The following is a 16,440-nucleotide window of genomic DNA, read 5'->3' on the forward strand; positions in this document are numbered from 1 at the left end:
TTTATGATTATACTTTTCGATAGTATATAAGTATTAGACATGGATTGATTTTGTCACTAGTATGTAACCAAACAAAACTAGAGGGTGAAATATGAAAGTATTCCAAAGATTATTATTAACTATCATGGCTATTACGTTATTAGCTGGCTGTTCGCAAAATGAAACGGATAATTATAATACGGTTCAAAGCACTAATAAACGGACGAGTAAAGTTACAACAGCTCAAAAAGACAATCAGACTAAAATAACAATATCTATTAATGGAACTAGATTAAAGGCACATTTGAATAATTCTAGTGCTGCAAAAGCCTTTGCCAAAGAGTTGCCCAAAACTTTGAGCTTTAGAGATTACGCCGATATGCCTGAAAAAGTTGCTGACTTGAATCATTCTTTGCCTACTAAAGGAATGCCAAGTGGACATGAAGGAACCAAGGGTACAATTGGTTATTGGTCGCCACAACAAAGAATCGTCTTTTACTGGGGCACAGAAGATTACTATGAAGGAATTCATATTATTGGAAAATTTGATTCCAGCAATTATCGAAATGTGATTAAGAATATGGGAAATAACGTTAATGTTAGGATTAATAAGAATTAGAAAATTTTAGTTTCCATAATAATATTAGACTTTTTATTTTTTAATGATTGAAAAAGCTGGTGATAATAAAATTAAATTATCACCAGCTTTTTTGCGTATTTTTTTATAGCGAAGATCAAAAATATAGTCTAAGTTTGTTAAAAATGATAAAATAAATTTACCTCAAAGGTAAATTTCCAGAGGACGATATGAGAATTACATTTAAAAATAATAAAATTGAACGTGAATGTTTACATAATGATATTGCAATCCGGAAATTTGGATTAGACATGGCAATAAAAATTGAACAAAGAATATCTGAGATTTGGTCCTTTGAAACGGTAGAACAATTAGTTCAATTATCTATTGGCAGATGCCATCCACTGCATGGAAGTAGAAAGGGTCAGTATGCAATGGATTTAATTCAGCCATATCGCCTTATTTTTGTTAAATCAAAACTGGGATTACAAGTAGTTCAAATTATTGAAATAACTGATTATCATTAGCAAGTTGGAGGTAAAATTGATGATTCCACATAGCAATCAAACAATCGCGGTCCCACCAGGGTTCACAATCAAAGAACAATTGAATAATCGTCAGATGTCTCAAAAAGAATTTGCCGTTAGAATGGACATGAGTGAAAAACATATCAGTCACTTAATTACAGGCAAAGTGGAACTAACTTTTGATGTTGCCCAAAGACTTGAGAGTGTTTTGGGTGTACCTGCTAGGATTTGGAGTGAACTTGAGTTACGTTATCAAGAACGTTTAGCCCAAGTGCGACGTGAATTAAGTGATGAAAGTGAAGCTAAACTAGCACAAAAGTTTCCATATAAAGAGATGGCTGAACGGGGATGGGTTGAAAACACCGACGATCAAGCCAGAAGATTGAAAAATCTACGTAGCTTTTTTGAAGTTGCTAATTTAGACGCACTTTACACGTTAGGTACTTTAAAAGCTACTGATGATGAACAAACTTTATTTGATGTTGCTCAAAAACAATTCTTAAAGATTGAACAACGAAAGAATGCTATCACCAATTCGGATTAATTTAGATTTTGAAAATACCATTGTCAAAAGGCAATTCAACAACGACATTGTCAGTTAACGTGAATTCTTTGACGCTTTCGAAGACTTTCTTGAAGTCAGTGGCTTCGTCGTCTTTAAAGAGTTCGATGATTTTCTTCATGATGTCGTCTTTGTCCATTGAAGTGTGGAATTTGTAAAAGTCTAAAACTTTTTGAGTGGAGTTCATGGCTACAAATGTACTGCTGCTATTTTTACTAGTATATAAATAACAAATATTATCCAAATATCCTGTTTCTGCTTTTTTGTATAGTTCTAAACCGTCCAAACCAATATTTGATAATTTAACAAACTTTGTTTGCTTATCCATAAATTTACCTACGTTTTCTATTATTTTGATGTCTCTATTATTTTGGGTGCGTGACAGTTGTTTGTCAAAGATAATTCAATAAATATTTTTTATAGAAACGAATTGTCACTAGATTATTTAAAATGCAAGCACTTTTTTAAAAATGTAATCAAACTGTAACTTATGAAAATAATTTTAACGTGATATATTTAAACTCTGTCACTAAACATAGGAGGATAAATATGCCACGTAATTTAAAAGAAGAAGTTGTATTCACTGCCATTATGGCCGGATTGATGGTGCTTGTAATGACCGGATATAATGTTGCCATGTCACAAGGACTCGCTGGGGGCTTTGGTGCATTAGTTGTAGCAATTTTAAAGGGTTATCCATTAGGCCTTATAGTTGCTATTATCTTAGATCTATTGATCGTTGGACCAATTGCTAAGGGATTAGCTTTCAAATACATTATCAATGAATATATGAAGAAAAAGACCGTTTTAATCGGTATCACTATTTCAGTTTTGATGGTTCTTGGTATGGTTACTTTGATGTCATTTTTCGGAATCGCTGTTGAAGGCGAATTATCGAACGGTCACATTCTGGCTACTTACGGTCACACTTGGATCTTTAATTTGATTGTTGCATTACCTTTGCAACTATTGATTGTTGGACCAATCGCTCGTGGAGTATTGGGAAAGATGCAACGTGTTTCTGCTAAGAATGAAGAATCAGAAGCTGTTGAAGAAGAAGTTTAATTTAATGGAATAAAAAAGCGCTGATCTCAAATGAGGTCAACGCTATTTTTGTATCTAATTAAAATTTAAGCTCTGTGCCAAGCAGCGTAACCGATAGTTGGGAAGATTCCAATTAAACGGCCGACTTGTTCACGATTGAATTTGAATTCAATAGCAGGCAACAAAGCATTGACAGCATCTTCTGCTTGGTCGCTGATTTCGGTAACACCAACTAAGTGGCCATCTTTATCGTGAATCTGTTTACTCTCGGCAATAGGTTCTTTGTCGACGATGTAGTACCAATAGTTGGCTAAATCATTAGTGCTGATATCGTAGTTCTTTTCTTTTCCTTCATCAACTGACATACCAGCTTGAGCGATTCTTGGGGATGTGAAGACGACTGAAGGGATGACAGGGTATTTGATAGGATCTTTAGTTTGTCCAGAGAATAATGACATCAAATATTTAGATTCGAAGTAGGCAGCTGGAGTGACCTTTGGCAAGTCGTTTGAAACAACATCACCAGCAGCGTAAATATTGTCGATATTAGTTTGCAAATAATCATTGACGAAAACACCAGTCTTGTCGTATTTAACGCCAACATTTTCGAGTCCAAGATTTTCTAAGTTAGGAATCCGGCCAGTTGCATCAAGAATCCAGCCAGTTTCCAAAGTTTTGCCGTCTTGGTAAGTAATGGTGAAATTATCGCCATTCTTGGCAAATTTTTGTACGTCAGCATTTTCAATAAATGTCACGCCACGGCTTTTGAGGTCGTCAACGACTTTTTGAACGTAAGGCTGATAAAATTTTCTTAACACTTTGTTGCTATGCAACATGATAGTGACATCAGCACCGGCCTCGTTAGCCATTGTGGCAAATTCCATTCCAATATAACCAGAACCGATAATCGTCAATTTTTCTGGCAAATCTCTGAGATTTAAGAAGTCTTCGCTATCATGACCGAGTTCTGTGCCCTCGATATCCAAACGGTGAGGTCTTAAACCAGTAGCGATAACGATTTTTTCAGCTGTAACTTCTTTCTTATCGTCAACGACAACCGTGTGATTATCTTTGAATTGAGCGTGACCTTTAATAATTTTGGCACCAGCATTTTCCAGTCGAGCTGTTAAGCCATCTGGCAAAACATCGATGATTTCTTGTTTGTGGTCGATATTTTTAGGCCAGTCAATTGAGATATTTCCTTTGACGATTCCTTGCATCCGTTGTGCTTCACGAGTCATTTTGACTGGTTCGTCTAGGGCAATTTTAGCGTTGCAGCCACGGTTAGGGCAGGTGCCACCTACTAAACCGCTTTCAATAACGCCAACAGAAACGCCAGTTTCAGCTAAAGGCGCAGCACCGTCAAACGTTGCGTGACCAGCTCCAATATATAAGACATCAAAATCAAACTTTTCAGACATCAAAACATCCCTCCAATTACTATCTTATATATTAAATTTAAAACATTTTATATGGCATGACAACGTTTTTGATTACTCAAAATCATTTTGATAATCCTTGATATAAGTTTGAATACTGTGCGGTTTGCGGCCCAAAACTTTTTCGGCAGTCTTGGTAACAGTTTTGGCATTTCCTAATTGCGTAATCAAATAAAGCATCACCATTACGTTGACATAATCCTTTTTTAGACCACGATGAAGCATCGTTTTCCGGAATTTCAATAAACTAGGTTTGCTGTAGGTGACTTTAAAGGGCAAAATTTCGGACATGATCTGAGCAATCTCAGAATAAGTTAAAGCCATGGGACCCGTGATATTGAGCTTTTGACCAAGATATTTTGAATCAAGTAAAGAAATAGCAGCTACTTCACCAATATCGCGGGTGTCGATAAAACTCGTTTTGGCATTTCCAGCCGGAATAAAGAGGTCATGATGTTTTTGAATGTCGAATTGATGGGTCGTATTCAAATTTTGCATAAAAAAGCTGGGTCGAATAAAAGTGTGAGGCAAGTTCAATTCTTCAATCATCTTTTCGATTTTATGGTGTGGCGTCATCGGATTTTTCTCCACGCCAATCAAAGAAACGAAGATGATTTGTTGAATCCTTTGGTTCTTAGCAAATTTCAAAAAAGGCAACATATCAACTTTTGGATTGGCTAACTGCGGTGGACGAACGAAAAAAACTTTGGACACGCCCGAAAAACTATCATTAAAGGTATTTGGGTCTAAAAAATCAAAGTGCTTTACTTCAAGATTGCGGTAATTATTAAAAGTCGCTTGAGTTTTAGTTACATTATGAGCCCCAACGACTAAGTTAACGTCTGAATTTTGATTGAGATATTGAACTAAAGGAAAGCCAATATTTCCCGTGGCACCGATGATTAAGAATTTTTCCATTTTAAAAATCTCCATTTATTTTTTTGAGAGTCGATTGTAATTGTTGCTGTTCAGTGGCAGTTAACGTTTCGAGGTGCTTTTGTAGGACTTGATCACTAATTTTTTGTCCTAGCTTTAAAGCAGTTTGCCCATTTTCAGTCAAGGTCAGTAATTGCGAACGTTTATCAGCGGGATTGGGAACTTTTTGAATCAATTCCTTAACCACCAAGCGTTTACTGATACCTGAGATGGTAGGTTTATCCATATCCAAATTTTTAGAAATTAAATTAGCGGTGTTTTGCGTAGTTTTAGTTAACAAAGATATTTGTTCCAAGACAGCCCACTGTTGAATCGTTAAATCTGATTTTATTAGTGCTTGATTGAGTTCGTAGCGCAAGTCTTTTGCAACCTGCATTAAAAGATAGCCGGTGTTCAAAATTGATGCCTCCTATTTAGTTAGTACACTAACTAAATAAATGGAATTTGTCAACAAACTTCTTCTTTTTCCCGACGACAGATTAGTATTAGAATAATCATAATCAAAAAATTGAAATAAAGAGGTTAAAAAATGGATGTTGAAATTAAACGTGATGGATTGACTTTAAGAGGGACGTTAGAAAAACCAGCAAAAGATGAGTTTAATTTGGTAGTTTTGATGCATGGTTTCACTTCTAATCGAGGCGTGACACCAGATCAGCTGTTGTACCAACTGGCAAAAACTTTTGAGGATAAAGGTTTGGCAACATTGAGATTTGATTTCAATGGCCACGGACAAAGCGATGGCAAATTCGAAAATATGACGGTACTCAATGAAATCGCTGATGGCAAGGCAATTTTAGATTATGCCAGAAGTATCAAGGGCGTTAAAAAGCTCTATCTTTTGGGACATTCTCAAGGTGGCGTGGTCGCTAGCATGATTGCCGGTTATTATCACGATAAGGTCGATAAATTAGCCTTGTTGGCTCCAGCTGCTACTTTAAAAGATGATGCCTTAAAGGGTGATACTCAAGGTTACACTTATGACCCCAACAATATTCCTGATACTTTGCCAATCAAGAAGGGATTAACTTTAGGAGGCTTTTACTTGCGGACAGCGCAAACTTTGCCAATTTATGAAGTCGCTAGTCAATACAGCGGTCCAGTTTGTTTGATTCACGGCTTGAAGGATACAGTGGTGAACAATATTGCATCAAAACGTTACAAGAAGAGCCTTCCTCAAAGTGATTTGCACTTATTGGATGATGCTGATCACGGGTTTACTTTGGGCAATTCCCGTCAAGAAGCTTTGAAGATTGCGAGCGATTTCATGTTGAGTTAAGGGCATATTCTTTGAGTTTTTCCAAGATAAATATAAACTTGAGTAAGCGGTATATTTATATTTCTATACCTGAATCTTGATTTATGAGTTTTCACATTGGAGGGCTTAATTTATGTACAAAGATTTAGAGAACAAGGTGGCAGTTGTCACTGGCGGTTCTAAAGGTATCGGAACTGCTATATCCGAGCGTTTCGGCAAGGAACATATGTCGGTCGTTGTTAATTATCATAGCGATGAAGATGGAGCTAAGAAAGCTGCTGAAATCGTTGAAAAAAACGGTGGCAAGGCAGTTACTATCCAAGCTAACGTTTCAACTGAAGAAGGCAATCAAGCTTTGATCGATGCGGCTGTCGACAATTTCGGCGACCTCGATGTCTGGGTCAATAATGCTGGCATGGAGATCAAGTCGCCAACTCATGAATTGTCGCTTGATGATTGGCAAAAAGTTATTTCAGTCGATCAGACAGGTGTCTTCTTAGGTTGCAAGACAGCGATAGCTTACTTTGAAAAACACAATAAACAAGGCAATATCATCAATATGTCATCAGTTCATGAACAAATTCCTTGGCCTACCTTTGCCAGTTATACAACTGCTAAAGGTGGCGTGAAAATGTTTACTAAGACCATTGCCATGGAATATGCCAAAGATGGTATTAGAGTTAATGGAATTGGACCAGGAGCCATCAATACGCCAATCAATGCTAAAAAGTTTGCGGACAAAGAACAATATGATCAGACAGTTTCAATGGTGCCAATGAATCGAATCGGTAAACCAGAAGAAGTTGCGGCCGGTGCTGCTTGGCTAGCATCTTCTGAATCTAGTTATGTTACAGGTATCACTTTATTCATCGATGGCGGGATGACCTTGTATCCTGCCTTTAAAGATGGACAAGGTTAAAATTAAAATTTAAATAGTTAGTTAAAAACGATCATTGCGTGTTTGCAGCTGCGGATATGTGGTAATCGTTTTTATTTTTAATGAGAAGCTAATTATAAAAACTTCAGTAATTAAAGTATTACCCAGTAAATACTTAATTTTTTGTCTGGAGCAAAAAGCAACTATGGTTTAACCTTACTTAGTCGCTTAAAAGAGAGGGTGGAAGAAATTGATTACTTATAAAGACGTTGGCATGAAGTACGGGGACAATGTCGTCTTGGACAAAATTAATTTAGAGATTCATGACAATGAACTCTTCGTCTTAGTCGGTCCCAGTGGTAGTGGAAAAACGACTTTGCTGAGAATGTTGAACCAATTGACCGTGCCAACAAGTGGCAATGTTTATTTGGATGACAAACGAATCAAAGATCATGATGTCCAAAAATTACGCTTGAGCATGGGCTATGTTTTGCAAGACAGCAGTTTGTTTCCTAATTTAAACGTTGAAGATAATATTGCCATTCAATTAGAGCAAAAAGGCGTTAGCAAAAAAGAACGCCATCAAAGAGCAGCTGAACTGCTTGAATCGGTTGAACTGGATCCTAAAGAATACGCTAAAAGAATGCCTAATGAATTATCCGGTGGACAGCAGCAACGTGTATCCATCGTACGAGCTTTAGCCACAAGACCTAAAACAGTTTTAATGGATGAATCATTCAGTTCTCTTGATCCAGTTTTGCGTAATAAATCTCAAGAACTGGTTTTGAAATTGCATCAACAATTCCATACTACAATCGTTTTTGTGACTCACGATATGCAAGAGGCTTTGAAGATGGGACAGCGTATCGCCGTTTTGAATCATGGCTTAGTACAACAAGTTGGAACTCCTAACGAGATTATGCAACATCCAGCTAACAAGTTCGTTAAGAGTTTCTTTGGTGCGGGAACTCCACACTGGTGGAATCTCAACTTCTTGATAGATTCAGGACTACTATCAAAAATCGATTATCAAGACAGTCTGCCAGAAATTTCCGAATTCAGTGAGTTGATTCAAAAGCTGCAAACGACACCTAAATTTGCTTTCCAATATCAACAAAAGGGTTATGAAATTTCTAATCAGCAATTATTAAAATATTTCGAGATTGAGGGGGAGTAAATTATGGGGATGTTAATGCAAACGATTGCCAGTCAACACTCAGAAATTTTGAAATCTCTCTATCAACATATCGGTATTTCGTTTATTTCGTTATTGATTGCGATGGTAATTGCGATTCCGTTAGCAATCGTTTTGAGAAATCACCGCCGAACTGGTGAAGTGATGCTACAAGTAACGGGAATTATTCAAACGATTCCTAGTTTGGCTCTATTAGGACTTTTGATTCCCTTAGTTGGTATCGGAACAGTGCCTGCAGTCATCACTTTGACTCTTTACGGAATTATGCCACTGTATCAAAATACTTATTCCGGTTTGACTAATATTGATCCTAATCTTGAAGAAGCAGCGGTCGCTTTTGGTTTGTCAAAGTGGAAGAGATTGCAGCGACTAGAATTTCCACTAGCTTTACCGATGATTATTTCTGGTATCAGAATTTCGTTAGTTATGATTATTGGTACAGCCACATTAGCTGCCTTTATCGGTGCTGGTGGTCTAGGTAATTACATCATGTTAGGTATTCAACAGAACAATAATTCTTACTTAGTTATTGGTGGTGTCTTATCAGCTATCTTGGCCTTTGTCTTCAGTGCTTTACTGAAGTTCATCGGTGCCAAGACTAAGCGGATTTATTATAGTGGTCTTGTCGTTTTACTATTGTTGTTAGGCTTTGGTGGTGCCAAGGTCTATCAAGCTGCTCAACCAGAAACAGTTTCACTAACGATTGCTGGTAAATTGGGTAGTGAACCAGAGATTTTAATGAATATGTATAAGGATTTAATCAAAGAAGATAATCCTAACGCTGAAATTAAGCTCAAACCTAATTTTGGTGGGACGAGTTTCCTATTTAAAGCTTTGCAACGGGACCAAATTGATATTTATCCAGAATTTACCGGAACGATTTTGGAGTCGTTGGTTAAATATGATAAGAAGACGCCAAAGAATGCCACGAAACTTTACCATGTCGCTGAAAATCAAATTTCAAAGCAACATGGTTTGAAATACTTAACGCCAATGAAGTATGAAAATGGTTATGATTTGGCTGTTACAAAAGCATTCTCTAAGAAATATCACGTTACTAAATTAAGTGATTTGGAGAGCGTCAATGATAAAGTTCATGCTGCTTTTGACCCTGATTTCTCTAATCAACAAGATGGTTATTTAGGTTTGAAGAAGAAGTATAACTTGGACTTTGCTAAGATTTCGACAATGGAGCCAACTTTGCGCTACAAGGCAATTGCTGACGGACGGGTCAACTTGGTCGATGGTTATACGACTGATCCACAAGTTCAACAATATCATTTGGTAGTCTTAAAAGATGACCAGCATTTCTTCCCACCTTATCAAGGTGCACCTTTGATGAAGGAATCCTTTGCCAAGAAGCATCCTGAAATCGTTAAGAGTTTGAACAAGTTGTCGAATAAGATTTCGACTGAAGATATGCAAAAGATGAATTATCAAGTTACAGTTAAACACAAAAAAGCAAGCGTGATTGCTTATCAATATCTAGAACAACACAACTTGCTAAAATAAATTAAGATTAATTATCTGATTTCAAAATGTCAGCGACTGGTTTACGGGATGATTCAAAGCTATTGATAGTTTGGTCACTCGCATATCCTAAGGCAACACCGACGACGAGCGTTTCATCATCTGGAATGGAAATTTCTTTTCTGACTACATCAGGGAAACGCACGCTGGTGTAATTAGGAATCGTATCAAGGCCTTCATTTTTAGCAGCTAACATCAAAGTTTGGCTGAATAATCCGGCGTCAAAAATCGACCATTGCGATGAATTTTTGGGGATGGTGATGAAAAGAATAACGGGTGCATGATAAAGATTGACGCTTGCACCAGTCATTTGAGTGTGTGCTTGATCGAAGTCATCAAAGTGATGGACGATTTCGTGTCTCCATTGCTGCATATTTTCTTGAGTGCGTTCATTCCAATCTTCACGGTGCATAACTGGAAGGTCAGGCTGTGATTTGATCTTTGCTTGATCATTTTTTTGATAAGCTGTTCTGATGTTGTCTAAAGCCTTGCCTTTTGCAACATAAACTTTAGTAGGTTGAGAATCGACCCAAGAAGGTGACTTTTGAGCAATCTCGACAATTTTACGAATGATGTCAGGATCGACTTTCTTGTCACTGTAATTACGAATTGAGTGTCTTTGATTAACAGTATCTTCAAATTCCATTTTTTGAACTCCTTTTGATAATTAGTACTATCTATCTTAACGAAAAATTGATATTAATGTTTATAATTCAACTTATATATTAAGAGAGTGGGGTTAGTGCTGGATGTCGTCGTCCGTTCTGCTTTGTGGATGCTGGAACGTACTGGACGCAACTTTAAGCCAATTCCAGAACCGGGAATTGTCTTAAAGATTGGTCTTTCATTAAGCGATAAATCGCTAAATGAAATTTCAGTACTGAGCATCCACAAAGCTGCCACTCCCGACTGGATAACGTCATTTATTATTTATTTAAAATGATTTCAGATAAAAATAGCCTCTCTTTAGATAATAGTTTATCGACTATATCTAAAGAGAGGCTATTTGCTTCTTATATAAAAAATAAAACCATTATTTAGTCCGGAATAGCAAAGAAAATTGGCTCAGATGTGAAATTATTCTTAGCAATTTATTGCTTAGAATAAGGCCGAACTTTAAGCCTTTTCCCGAACTTGGAAAAGGCTTAAAGTCGTGCCCACAACGTTTTCGCCAAATTTTCTTTGCTATGGAGGACGGCATACTACACTAACTTTTACTTAACGATGTTAGTTTCAATTCTATCTAAAGGAATACTTCTAGTAACGAGTTTCTCATTAGTTTGACCTAAAGTTAACGCGAAAACAGCTTTAAATCCGCTTGGTAAAACGCCACTAGGGATTGAACCTAAGCTGGACATATTATAATTAGCACCTAAACCTAAATTTTCAGCAGCTAATTCCATATTGTGAACGATTGCTCCGGCTGAAACATCTTCCATGGCTTCAGGATTCTTAGCAGAAACAACGATTACAGTTGGGGCGTCGTAAATACCGCTCATTTTATTGAGAACATCAGCCTTTTGAATAACTGTTAGACGATAGTTCTTGTATTCCCCCATACCGACAGGACCAGCGTTAGCAGCAGTTAAAATTTCATTCAATTGTTCGTCAGTGATTTGGCCACTGTATTGACGAATTGCTTTACGTGATTTGATTAAATCATATGCTTCCATAAATAAAACCTCCATTACCTTTGATATTTTAATCATAATCCAATCAATCAAAAGATGCATAAAGAATCATAAGCCTTTAAGAAGATATTTTATTGCCAAAAGTGCGATAATGTAATCGGAAACAATAATATTTCTATGAAAGGGGTTGATGTGATGGCAGGAAAACAACTGACTGTTGAGGAATTAAAAAAATTTAACGGGAAGGACGGTAATCCAGCTTATGTTGCAATTGATGGGATTATCTATGATGTTACTGATGTTGATCCTTGGAAAGGTGGAGAACACCATGGTCATGTCGCCGGTCAAGATCTATCGGAAGTAATTGATCATGCTCCACACAAGCGTTCTGTTTTAGCAGAGTTGACTGAGGTAGGAACATTAAAATAGATCATAAACAAAAAACATGAATTGAACTTTTGATTCATGCTTTTTTTGGGGGTACTTATATGGCAACAACAATTGTATTTGGCGCAGACAGTGGCGTCGGTTTAGAAATAGCAAAGGAATTTGGTCACAACAAGCAAAGAATCATTTTAGTAGCCAGAGATCAAGCAAAATTGACTAAGGCAACTGATGATTTAACAATGGATGGCATTACCACAACTAATTATGCTTGCGATGCTAATGATTTTTCAGCAATCAAAGAAATGATGGACGATTTGACCAAGCGTGACCGCAATATTGAAAATTTAGTATTCAATGTTGGCGATAAACACTTGGACGATGCATTATCAAGCGACACTGATTTGATTGAAAAAATCTTTAAGACCAATGTTCTTAGTGCAATTTTTACAGCCAAAGAATTTTTATCCCAGACTGATAAAAAAGCTCAGCGTTCTATAATTTTCACTGGTGGTGGCGCAGCGATTCATCCTTCTCAAAAAGCTTCAACTTTATCATTAACTAAGGCAGCTTTGAGAAGTTATGCTTATACTTTGCATGAAACAGTCAAAGATCAAAATGTTTACGTCGGATTAGTAACGATTCAAGGCATTATTGGAGATAGTCCCGAAATGGCACCAGAAAAAATAGCCCCAGTTTATTGGGACTTGCTTAAAAAGCGTGACGATGTTGAGGCTCTCTATCCGGAAAAGATATCTAAATCGGAATTTGATTAAAAGATAGTTTTAATAATGTCATTAATAATAGTAGAAACTTCCTGATCGGTTAAAATGAATTTTCCATTCAGCCAATCAGTCAAAACGCCAATGATCCCAGAAACCGAAAATGAAACAAAGGCACGATAGCGTGTATCTTTTTCATCTCCTTGTTCTTCGATCATTATTTTTTTGATAAAAATGTCTTTGATTGAATTGATGATGTCGCGTCCATGAGTATCGCGAATCAACAATTGAAAGACAGTTTTATGAGTCGAGATATAGCTGATTAGACTATTAGAGAGCGCTTGAAAATTAGGACTGTCCTGAGTATCAGGGTAATTTTCATCAAAAAGTTCGGTTAAATCATTGATGATTTTTGAGATGAGCTGATCATAAAGATCATAAGTATCTTTATAGTGAATATAAAAGGTGCCACGGCCAATATTAGCCTTGCGAGTAATTTCGGCAACAGAAATTTTGTTCATCGGTTTCTCTTTTAATAAATCAATAAAAATATTTGTAATGAGTTCTTGGGTCTTCTGGGTTCTAATGTCGGTCATATTAACTCCTGAACAATTTTAGACAAAGTGTCAATTAATGAACACTTGGCACTAAATTGTATATTGTCACATTAATTTTTTAATATTATAGTAGAGTATGCTGATTTTATCAACAGGTGTTCAGTAAAATAAAAATATTTATGAATTGGGGTCTTTATATTGAAATCTTTTAAGAATCCACGTCATATCTTAACGTTAATAGCTTGGATAATAATTGTCCTTGTAGCAATTTTTGCATTGCCAAATATTAGCCAGCTAGTTAAGGAAAACGGACAGATCACTGTTCCGGACTCTTATGAAAGTGAGGTAGCCAGTCGTGTAGGGGATAAATATTCCGGTACGAAAGCTACTCAACTGACACTGGTCTATCACAGTGATAATGCTTTAACTAATGGACAAAAGCATTCAATTAATAAAAAGGTTCATAAACTTAATAATAATAAGGGGAATCTACATATTGATTCCATTACTTCCGTGGCTGATAGTCCCGAAAGCAGTGCGCAATTAATTTCCAAAAATAAGAAAACAGAATTAGTTTTAGTGAATGTTAAGGGACGTTCTAATTTACAAACTAAAGCTAAAAAAATTGAAAATAAGGCTAAAGTATCCGGCTTAAAGACTTATACGACCGGTGAAGACCTACTTTCTGATGTTTTCTCTGATACAACTGAAAAGGGACTGCAAAAGACTGAGATAATTGCGGCTATCTTCATCTTTATCGTTTTGGTCTTAGTCTTCAGATCAGTGATTATTCCTATTATATCGCTTCTGACAGTAGGAGTTTCATTTATTGTATCTTTGAGTGTCGTTATGAATGCGGCTCAATACTTTAATTTCCCAATTTCTGACTTCACGCAAGTCTTCTTAGTTGTTGTTCTCTTTGGTATTGGTACTGATTACAATATCTTGCTATACAACAAGTTCAAAGAAGAACTAGCGACAAATGATGATGCAGATGCGGCCGCGATAACGACTCGTAAGACTGCTGGTAAGACTTTGCTTTATAGTGGTCTTTCAGTTCTAATTGGTTTTACAGTTCTCTCGCTTGCTAAATTCTCATTCTATCAATCAGCTGTCGGCGTTGCTATTGGTATCGCTGTCTTGATTCCAGTCTTGTTGACTTTGAATATCTTCTTCATGTCAGCTTTAGGCAAAAAGATGTTTTGGCCATCAAAGAACTGGGCTGAAAACAATAACAGTAAGTTATGGCATGGCCTATCCAGTGCTGCCATCGCTCGTCCAGTTATTTTAATGGGCTTGATTTTAATCATCGGAGCTGCTTTTGCTTTGACGAACAGTTCACAGCTCAATTTCAATACAGCTGATGAAGTTCCAAATTCTGACCCTGCAAAGCAAGGCTACTTACAAGTTCAAAAGGACTTTTCTAAGGGTATGGCTGGTCCAACGACACTTTATATCAAGAGTGATAAATCATTGGCTAACCAAACTGATTTGGGCACAATTGATGATTTAACTAGTTACATCAAAAAAGAACCCGGTGTTAAAAAGGTTATGTCTGTGACACAACCAATGAATAAGAAAATTGATGCTTTATATTTGAAGGATCAATTAAAGACGGTCAATTCTGGTTTGGCCAAATCTCAAAAAGGTTTGAAACAAATTTCTACTGGCTTGAACAGTGCTAACCAACAATTGACGGCTGCTGATGTTTCTGGCAACTTGTCACAAGTTCAAACTTTGGCTGATGGAACGCAACAATTAGCTAGCGGTTCAGCACAATTAGATTCTGGTATCGGTCAATACTTGAATGGCTCGACTCAAGTAAACTCCGGCTTAACGCAATTGCAAGCTGGTTCTGGTACTTTGCAAAGTTCAGTTAGTCAAATTGCTTCAGGCAGCAACCAACTAAACTCACAAATGTCTTCTGTTACAAGTCAAATCAGTTCATTGACTAGTTTGATGAGTCAGATGGAACCATTGTTGGCTCAATCTGGGTCTTCAGTTAACACAGCTCAAATGGCTCAATTGCCAAGCATGATCAGTCAATTCGAATCAGGCGTTTCACAATTGAACTCAGCTATCAATCAGTTGAATGCTTCGGTTCCAACTTTGACTAGCGGAATCGACCAAGCTGCTGCTGGTAGCAATCAATTAGTTGCTACAAATTCAGAGTTATCCAGTGCTTCTTCACAAGTAGCTAGCGGTGCTTCCACTGTTAATACTGGTGTTCAAACAATGAATACTCAAATGCAACAACTTGGAACACAAGTTACTCAATTACAAAGTGGCTTAAGTTCAGCTGTTGATGGTATCAACCAAGTTCAACAAGGTTCACAAACTGTTTCATCTTATCTAACAGGTTTGAAGAATTCTTACTTAGGCGACAAGCTTTACGTTCCTAAGGCACAAATCAAAGATGGCACTCTAGATGAATCATTCGACAATTACTTATCGAAGAATAAGAAGATTGCTCAAGTAACAATCGTCTTGAAAGATGATCCAGCTAGTCAGTCTGCTACTAAGGTTATGAGAAGACTTCGTTCAGATGTTAAATCGAAAGTGAAGAATACTTCATTATCAGATGACCAAGTTGTCTTTGGTGGACAAACTTCTTCAACAACTGACCTAGAAAAATTATCTCAATCTGACTTTAAGAGAACAGCTGTCATTATGATTATTGGTATCGGAATTGCTTTAATCTTCGTTACAAGATCGATTATGCAACCATTCATGATTATTTTGACTCTCTTGATTGCTTATATCACATCGTTAGGAATCACTAGATGGTTATCTGGCTTGTTCATCGGTAAGTCATTATTGACTTGGAATACGCCATTCTTCACCTTTATCATGTTAGTTGCTTTAGGTGTTGATTACAGTATTTTCTTGATGACGAGATATCGGGCTGAGTCGGCGAACCTGAATATGAAGGCGCGTGTTGCATGTATCCTTTCTGCAGCTACCTTCATTGGTACGGTTGTTATCTCAGCGGTAATTATCTTGAGTGGTACTTTCGCTGCTTTGATTCCATCAGGCGTTATGACTTTGATTCAAGTGGCAATCGGTGTAATTGTTGGTTTGATCATTATTCTTTTGACCTTGCCAATTATGATGTCTGCTTATATCAAATTGACTTACATGCCAGGTGGCAATAAGAAACAAAAGAAATCTAAGGATAATAGTTCTGATGTTTCTGATACTGATAAAAAGGTAACAGATTAA

19 protein-coding genes are annotated in these 16,440 nt (G+C 36.8%); 12 read left to right on the forward strand and 7 right to left on the reverse strand.

Translation table 11 applies throughout. The features are described 5' to 3' along the window. Positions 1-91: 91 nt before the first annotated feature. The 3 genes from FHL06_RS07425 (at position 92) to FHL06_RS07435 (ending at position 1,627) form a co-directional block, all read left to right on the forward strand. The gene (locus FHL06_RS07425; RefSeq protein ID WP_153385599.1) at positions 92-598 is read left to right on the forward strand and encodes a cyclophilin-like fold protein; all 507 of its coding nucleotides are present in this window, start codon (positions 92-94) and stop codon (positions 596-598) included. Positions 599-786: 188 nt separating this feature from the next. Then, complete coding sequence (locus FHL06_RS07430; RefSeq protein WP_153385600.1) at positions 787-1,083, forward strand: type II toxin-antitoxin system RelE/ParE family toxin; 297 nt, start codon at positions 787-789, stop codon at positions 1,081-1,083. Positions 1,084-1,102: 19 nt separating this feature from the next. Next, entirely contained in the window at positions 1,103-1,627 is a 525-nt protein-coding gene (locus FHL06_RS07435; protein WP_153385649.1) for a helix-turn-helix transcriptional regulator, read from the forward strand. 1 nt (position 1,628) lies between these two features. Here the strand turns inward: FHL06_RS07435 and FHL06_RS07440 are convergent, their stop codons facing one another. Beyond that, complete coding sequence (locus FHL06_RS07440; RefSeq protein ID WP_153385601.1) at positions 1,629-1,973, reverse strand: hypothetical protein; 345 nt, start codon at positions 1,971-1,973, stop codon at positions 1,629-1,631. Positions 1,974-2,194: 221 nt separating this feature from the next. Here FHL06_RS07440 and FHL06_RS07445 point away from each other — a divergent pair, with 221 nt between their 5' ends. After that, positions 2,195-2,710 carry a DUF2798 domain-containing protein gene (locus FHL06_RS07445; RefSeq protein ID WP_153385602.1) on the forward strand — a complete coding sequence of 172 codons (516 nt, stop codon included), beginning with the start codon at positions 2,195-2,197 and terminating at the stop codon, positions 2,708-2,710. Between the two features lie 65 nt (positions 2,711-2,775). On the opposite strand, the gene FHL06_RS07450 is transcribed toward FHL06_RS07445, so the two are convergent. From FHL06_RS07450 to FHL06_RS07460, 3 genes are all read right to left on the reverse strand, one after another. Next, positions 2,776-4,110: a dihydrolipoyl dehydrogenase family protein gene (locus FHL06_RS07450; RefSeq protein ID WP_153385603.1), complete on the reverse strand. Its 1,335-nt coding sequence runs from the start codon at positions 4,108-4,110 to the stop codon at positions 2,776-2,778. Positions 4,111-4,182: 72 nt separating this feature from the next. Beyond that, positions 4,183-5,046 carry an NmrA family NAD(P)-binding protein gene (locus FHL06_RS07455; RefSeq protein ID WP_153385604.1) on the reverse strand — a complete coding sequence of 288 codons (864 nt, stop codon included), beginning with the start codon at positions 5,044-5,046 and terminating at the stop codon, positions 4,183-4,185. A gap of 1 nt (position 5,047) precedes the next feature. Then, a complete protein-coding gene (locus FHL06_RS07460; RefSeq protein WP_238333978.1) occupies positions 5,048-5,461 on the reverse strand; it encodes a MarR family winged helix-turn-helix transcriptional regulator in 414 nt (137 codons plus the stop codon). A 132-nt stretch (positions 5,462-5,593) separates the two neighbouring features. Here FHL06_RS07460 and FHL06_RS07465 point away from each other — a divergent pair, with 132 nt between their 5' ends. The 4 genes from FHL06_RS07465 to FHL06_RS07480 all read left to right on the forward strand — a co-directional run bounded on the left by FHL06_RS07465 (position 5,594) and on the right by FHL06_RS07480 (position 9,906). Continuing rightward, positions 5,594-6,343 (forward strand): alpha/beta hydrolase, encoded by a 750-nt coding sequence (locus FHL06_RS07465; RefSeq protein ID WP_153385605.1) that lies wholly within the window; start codon positions 5,594-5,596, stop codon positions 6,341-6,343. A 112-nt stretch (positions 6,344-6,455) separates the two neighbouring features. Continuing rightward, a complete protein-coding gene (locus tag FHL06_RS07470) occupies positions 6,456-7,241 on the forward strand; it encodes a glucose-1-dehydrogenase (protein ID WP_153385606.1) in 786 nt (261 codons plus the stop codon). A gap of 208 nt (positions 7,242-7,449) precedes the next feature. Further along, the gene (locus FHL06_RS07475; protein WP_153385607.1) at positions 7,450-8,376 is read left to right on the forward strand and encodes an ATP-binding cassette domain-containing protein; all 927 of its coding nucleotides are present in this window, start codon (positions 7,450-7,452) and stop codon (positions 8,374-8,376) included. Positions 8,377-8,379: 3 nt separating this feature from the next. Continuing rightward, positions 8,380-9,906 carry an ABC transporter permease/substrate-binding protein gene (locus FHL06_RS07480; protein ID WP_153385608.1) on the forward strand — a complete coding sequence of 509 codons (1,527 nt, stop codon included), beginning with the start codon at positions 8,380-8,382 and terminating at the stop codon, positions 9,904-9,906. A gap of 7 nt (positions 9,907-9,913) precedes the next feature. On the opposite strand, the gene FHL06_RS07485 is transcribed toward FHL06_RS07480, so the two are convergent. After that, the gene (locus FHL06_RS07485) at positions 9,914-10,570 is read right to left on the reverse strand and encodes a nitroreductase (protein WP_153385609.1); all 657 of its coding nucleotides are present in this window, start codon (positions 10,568-10,570) and stop codon (positions 9,914-9,916) included. 96 nt (positions 10,571-10,666) lie between these two features. Here FHL06_RS07485 and FHL06_RS07490 point away from each other — a divergent pair, with 96 nt between their 5' ends. Continuing rightward, on the forward strand, positions 10,667-10,867 hold the full coding sequence (locus FHL06_RS07490) for a hypothetical protein (RefSeq protein WP_153385610.1): 201 nt from the start codon (positions 10,667-10,669) through the stop codon (positions 10,865-10,867). Between the two features lie 271 nt (positions 10,868-11,138). On the opposite strand, the gene FHL06_RS07495 is transcribed toward FHL06_RS07490, so the two are convergent. Further along, entirely contained in the window at positions 11,139-11,597 is a 459-nt protein-coding gene (locus FHL06_RS07495) for a nitroreductase family protein (protein ID WP_153385611.1), read from the reverse strand. A 153-nt stretch (positions 11,598-11,750) separates the two neighbouring features. Here FHL06_RS07495 and FHL06_RS07500 point away from each other — a divergent pair, with 153 nt between their 5' ends. Further along, positions 11,751-11,984, forward strand: coding sequence for a cytochrome b5 domain-containing protein (locus FHL06_RS07500; RefSeq protein WP_153385612.1), 234 nt, complete (start codon positions 11,751-11,753; stop codon positions 11,982-11,984). Between the two features lie 59 nt (positions 11,985-12,043). After that, on the forward strand, positions 12,044-12,715 hold the full coding sequence (locus FHL06_RS07505; protein WP_153385613.1) for an SDR family NAD(P)-dependent oxidoreductase: 672 nt from the start codon (positions 12,044-12,046) through the stop codon (positions 12,713-12,715). On the opposite strand, the gene FHL06_RS07510 is transcribed toward FHL06_RS07505, so the two are convergent. Next, positions 12,712-13,257 (reverse strand): TetR/AcrR family transcriptional regulator, encoded by a 546-nt coding sequence (locus FHL06_RS07510; RefSeq protein ID WP_153385614.1) that lies wholly within the window; start codon positions 13,255-13,257, stop codon positions 12,712-12,714. The genes FHL06_RS07505 and FHL06_RS07510 overlap by 4 nt on opposite strands. Before the next feature lie 159 nt (positions 13,258-13,416). On the opposite strand from FHL06_RS07510, the gene FHL06_RS07515 reads away from it, so the two are divergent. Beyond that, the gene (locus FHL06_RS07515) at positions 13,417-16,440 is read left to right on the forward strand and encodes an MMPL/RND family transporter (protein ID WP_153385615.1); all 3,024 of its coding nucleotides are present in this window, start codon (positions 13,417-13,419) and stop codon (positions 16,438-16,440) included.

The organism is Companilactobacillus halodurans (genome assembly GCF_009600985.1).
GTDB lineage: Bacteria > Bacillota > Bacilli > Lactobacillales > Lactobacillaceae > Companilactobacillus > Companilactobacillus halodurans.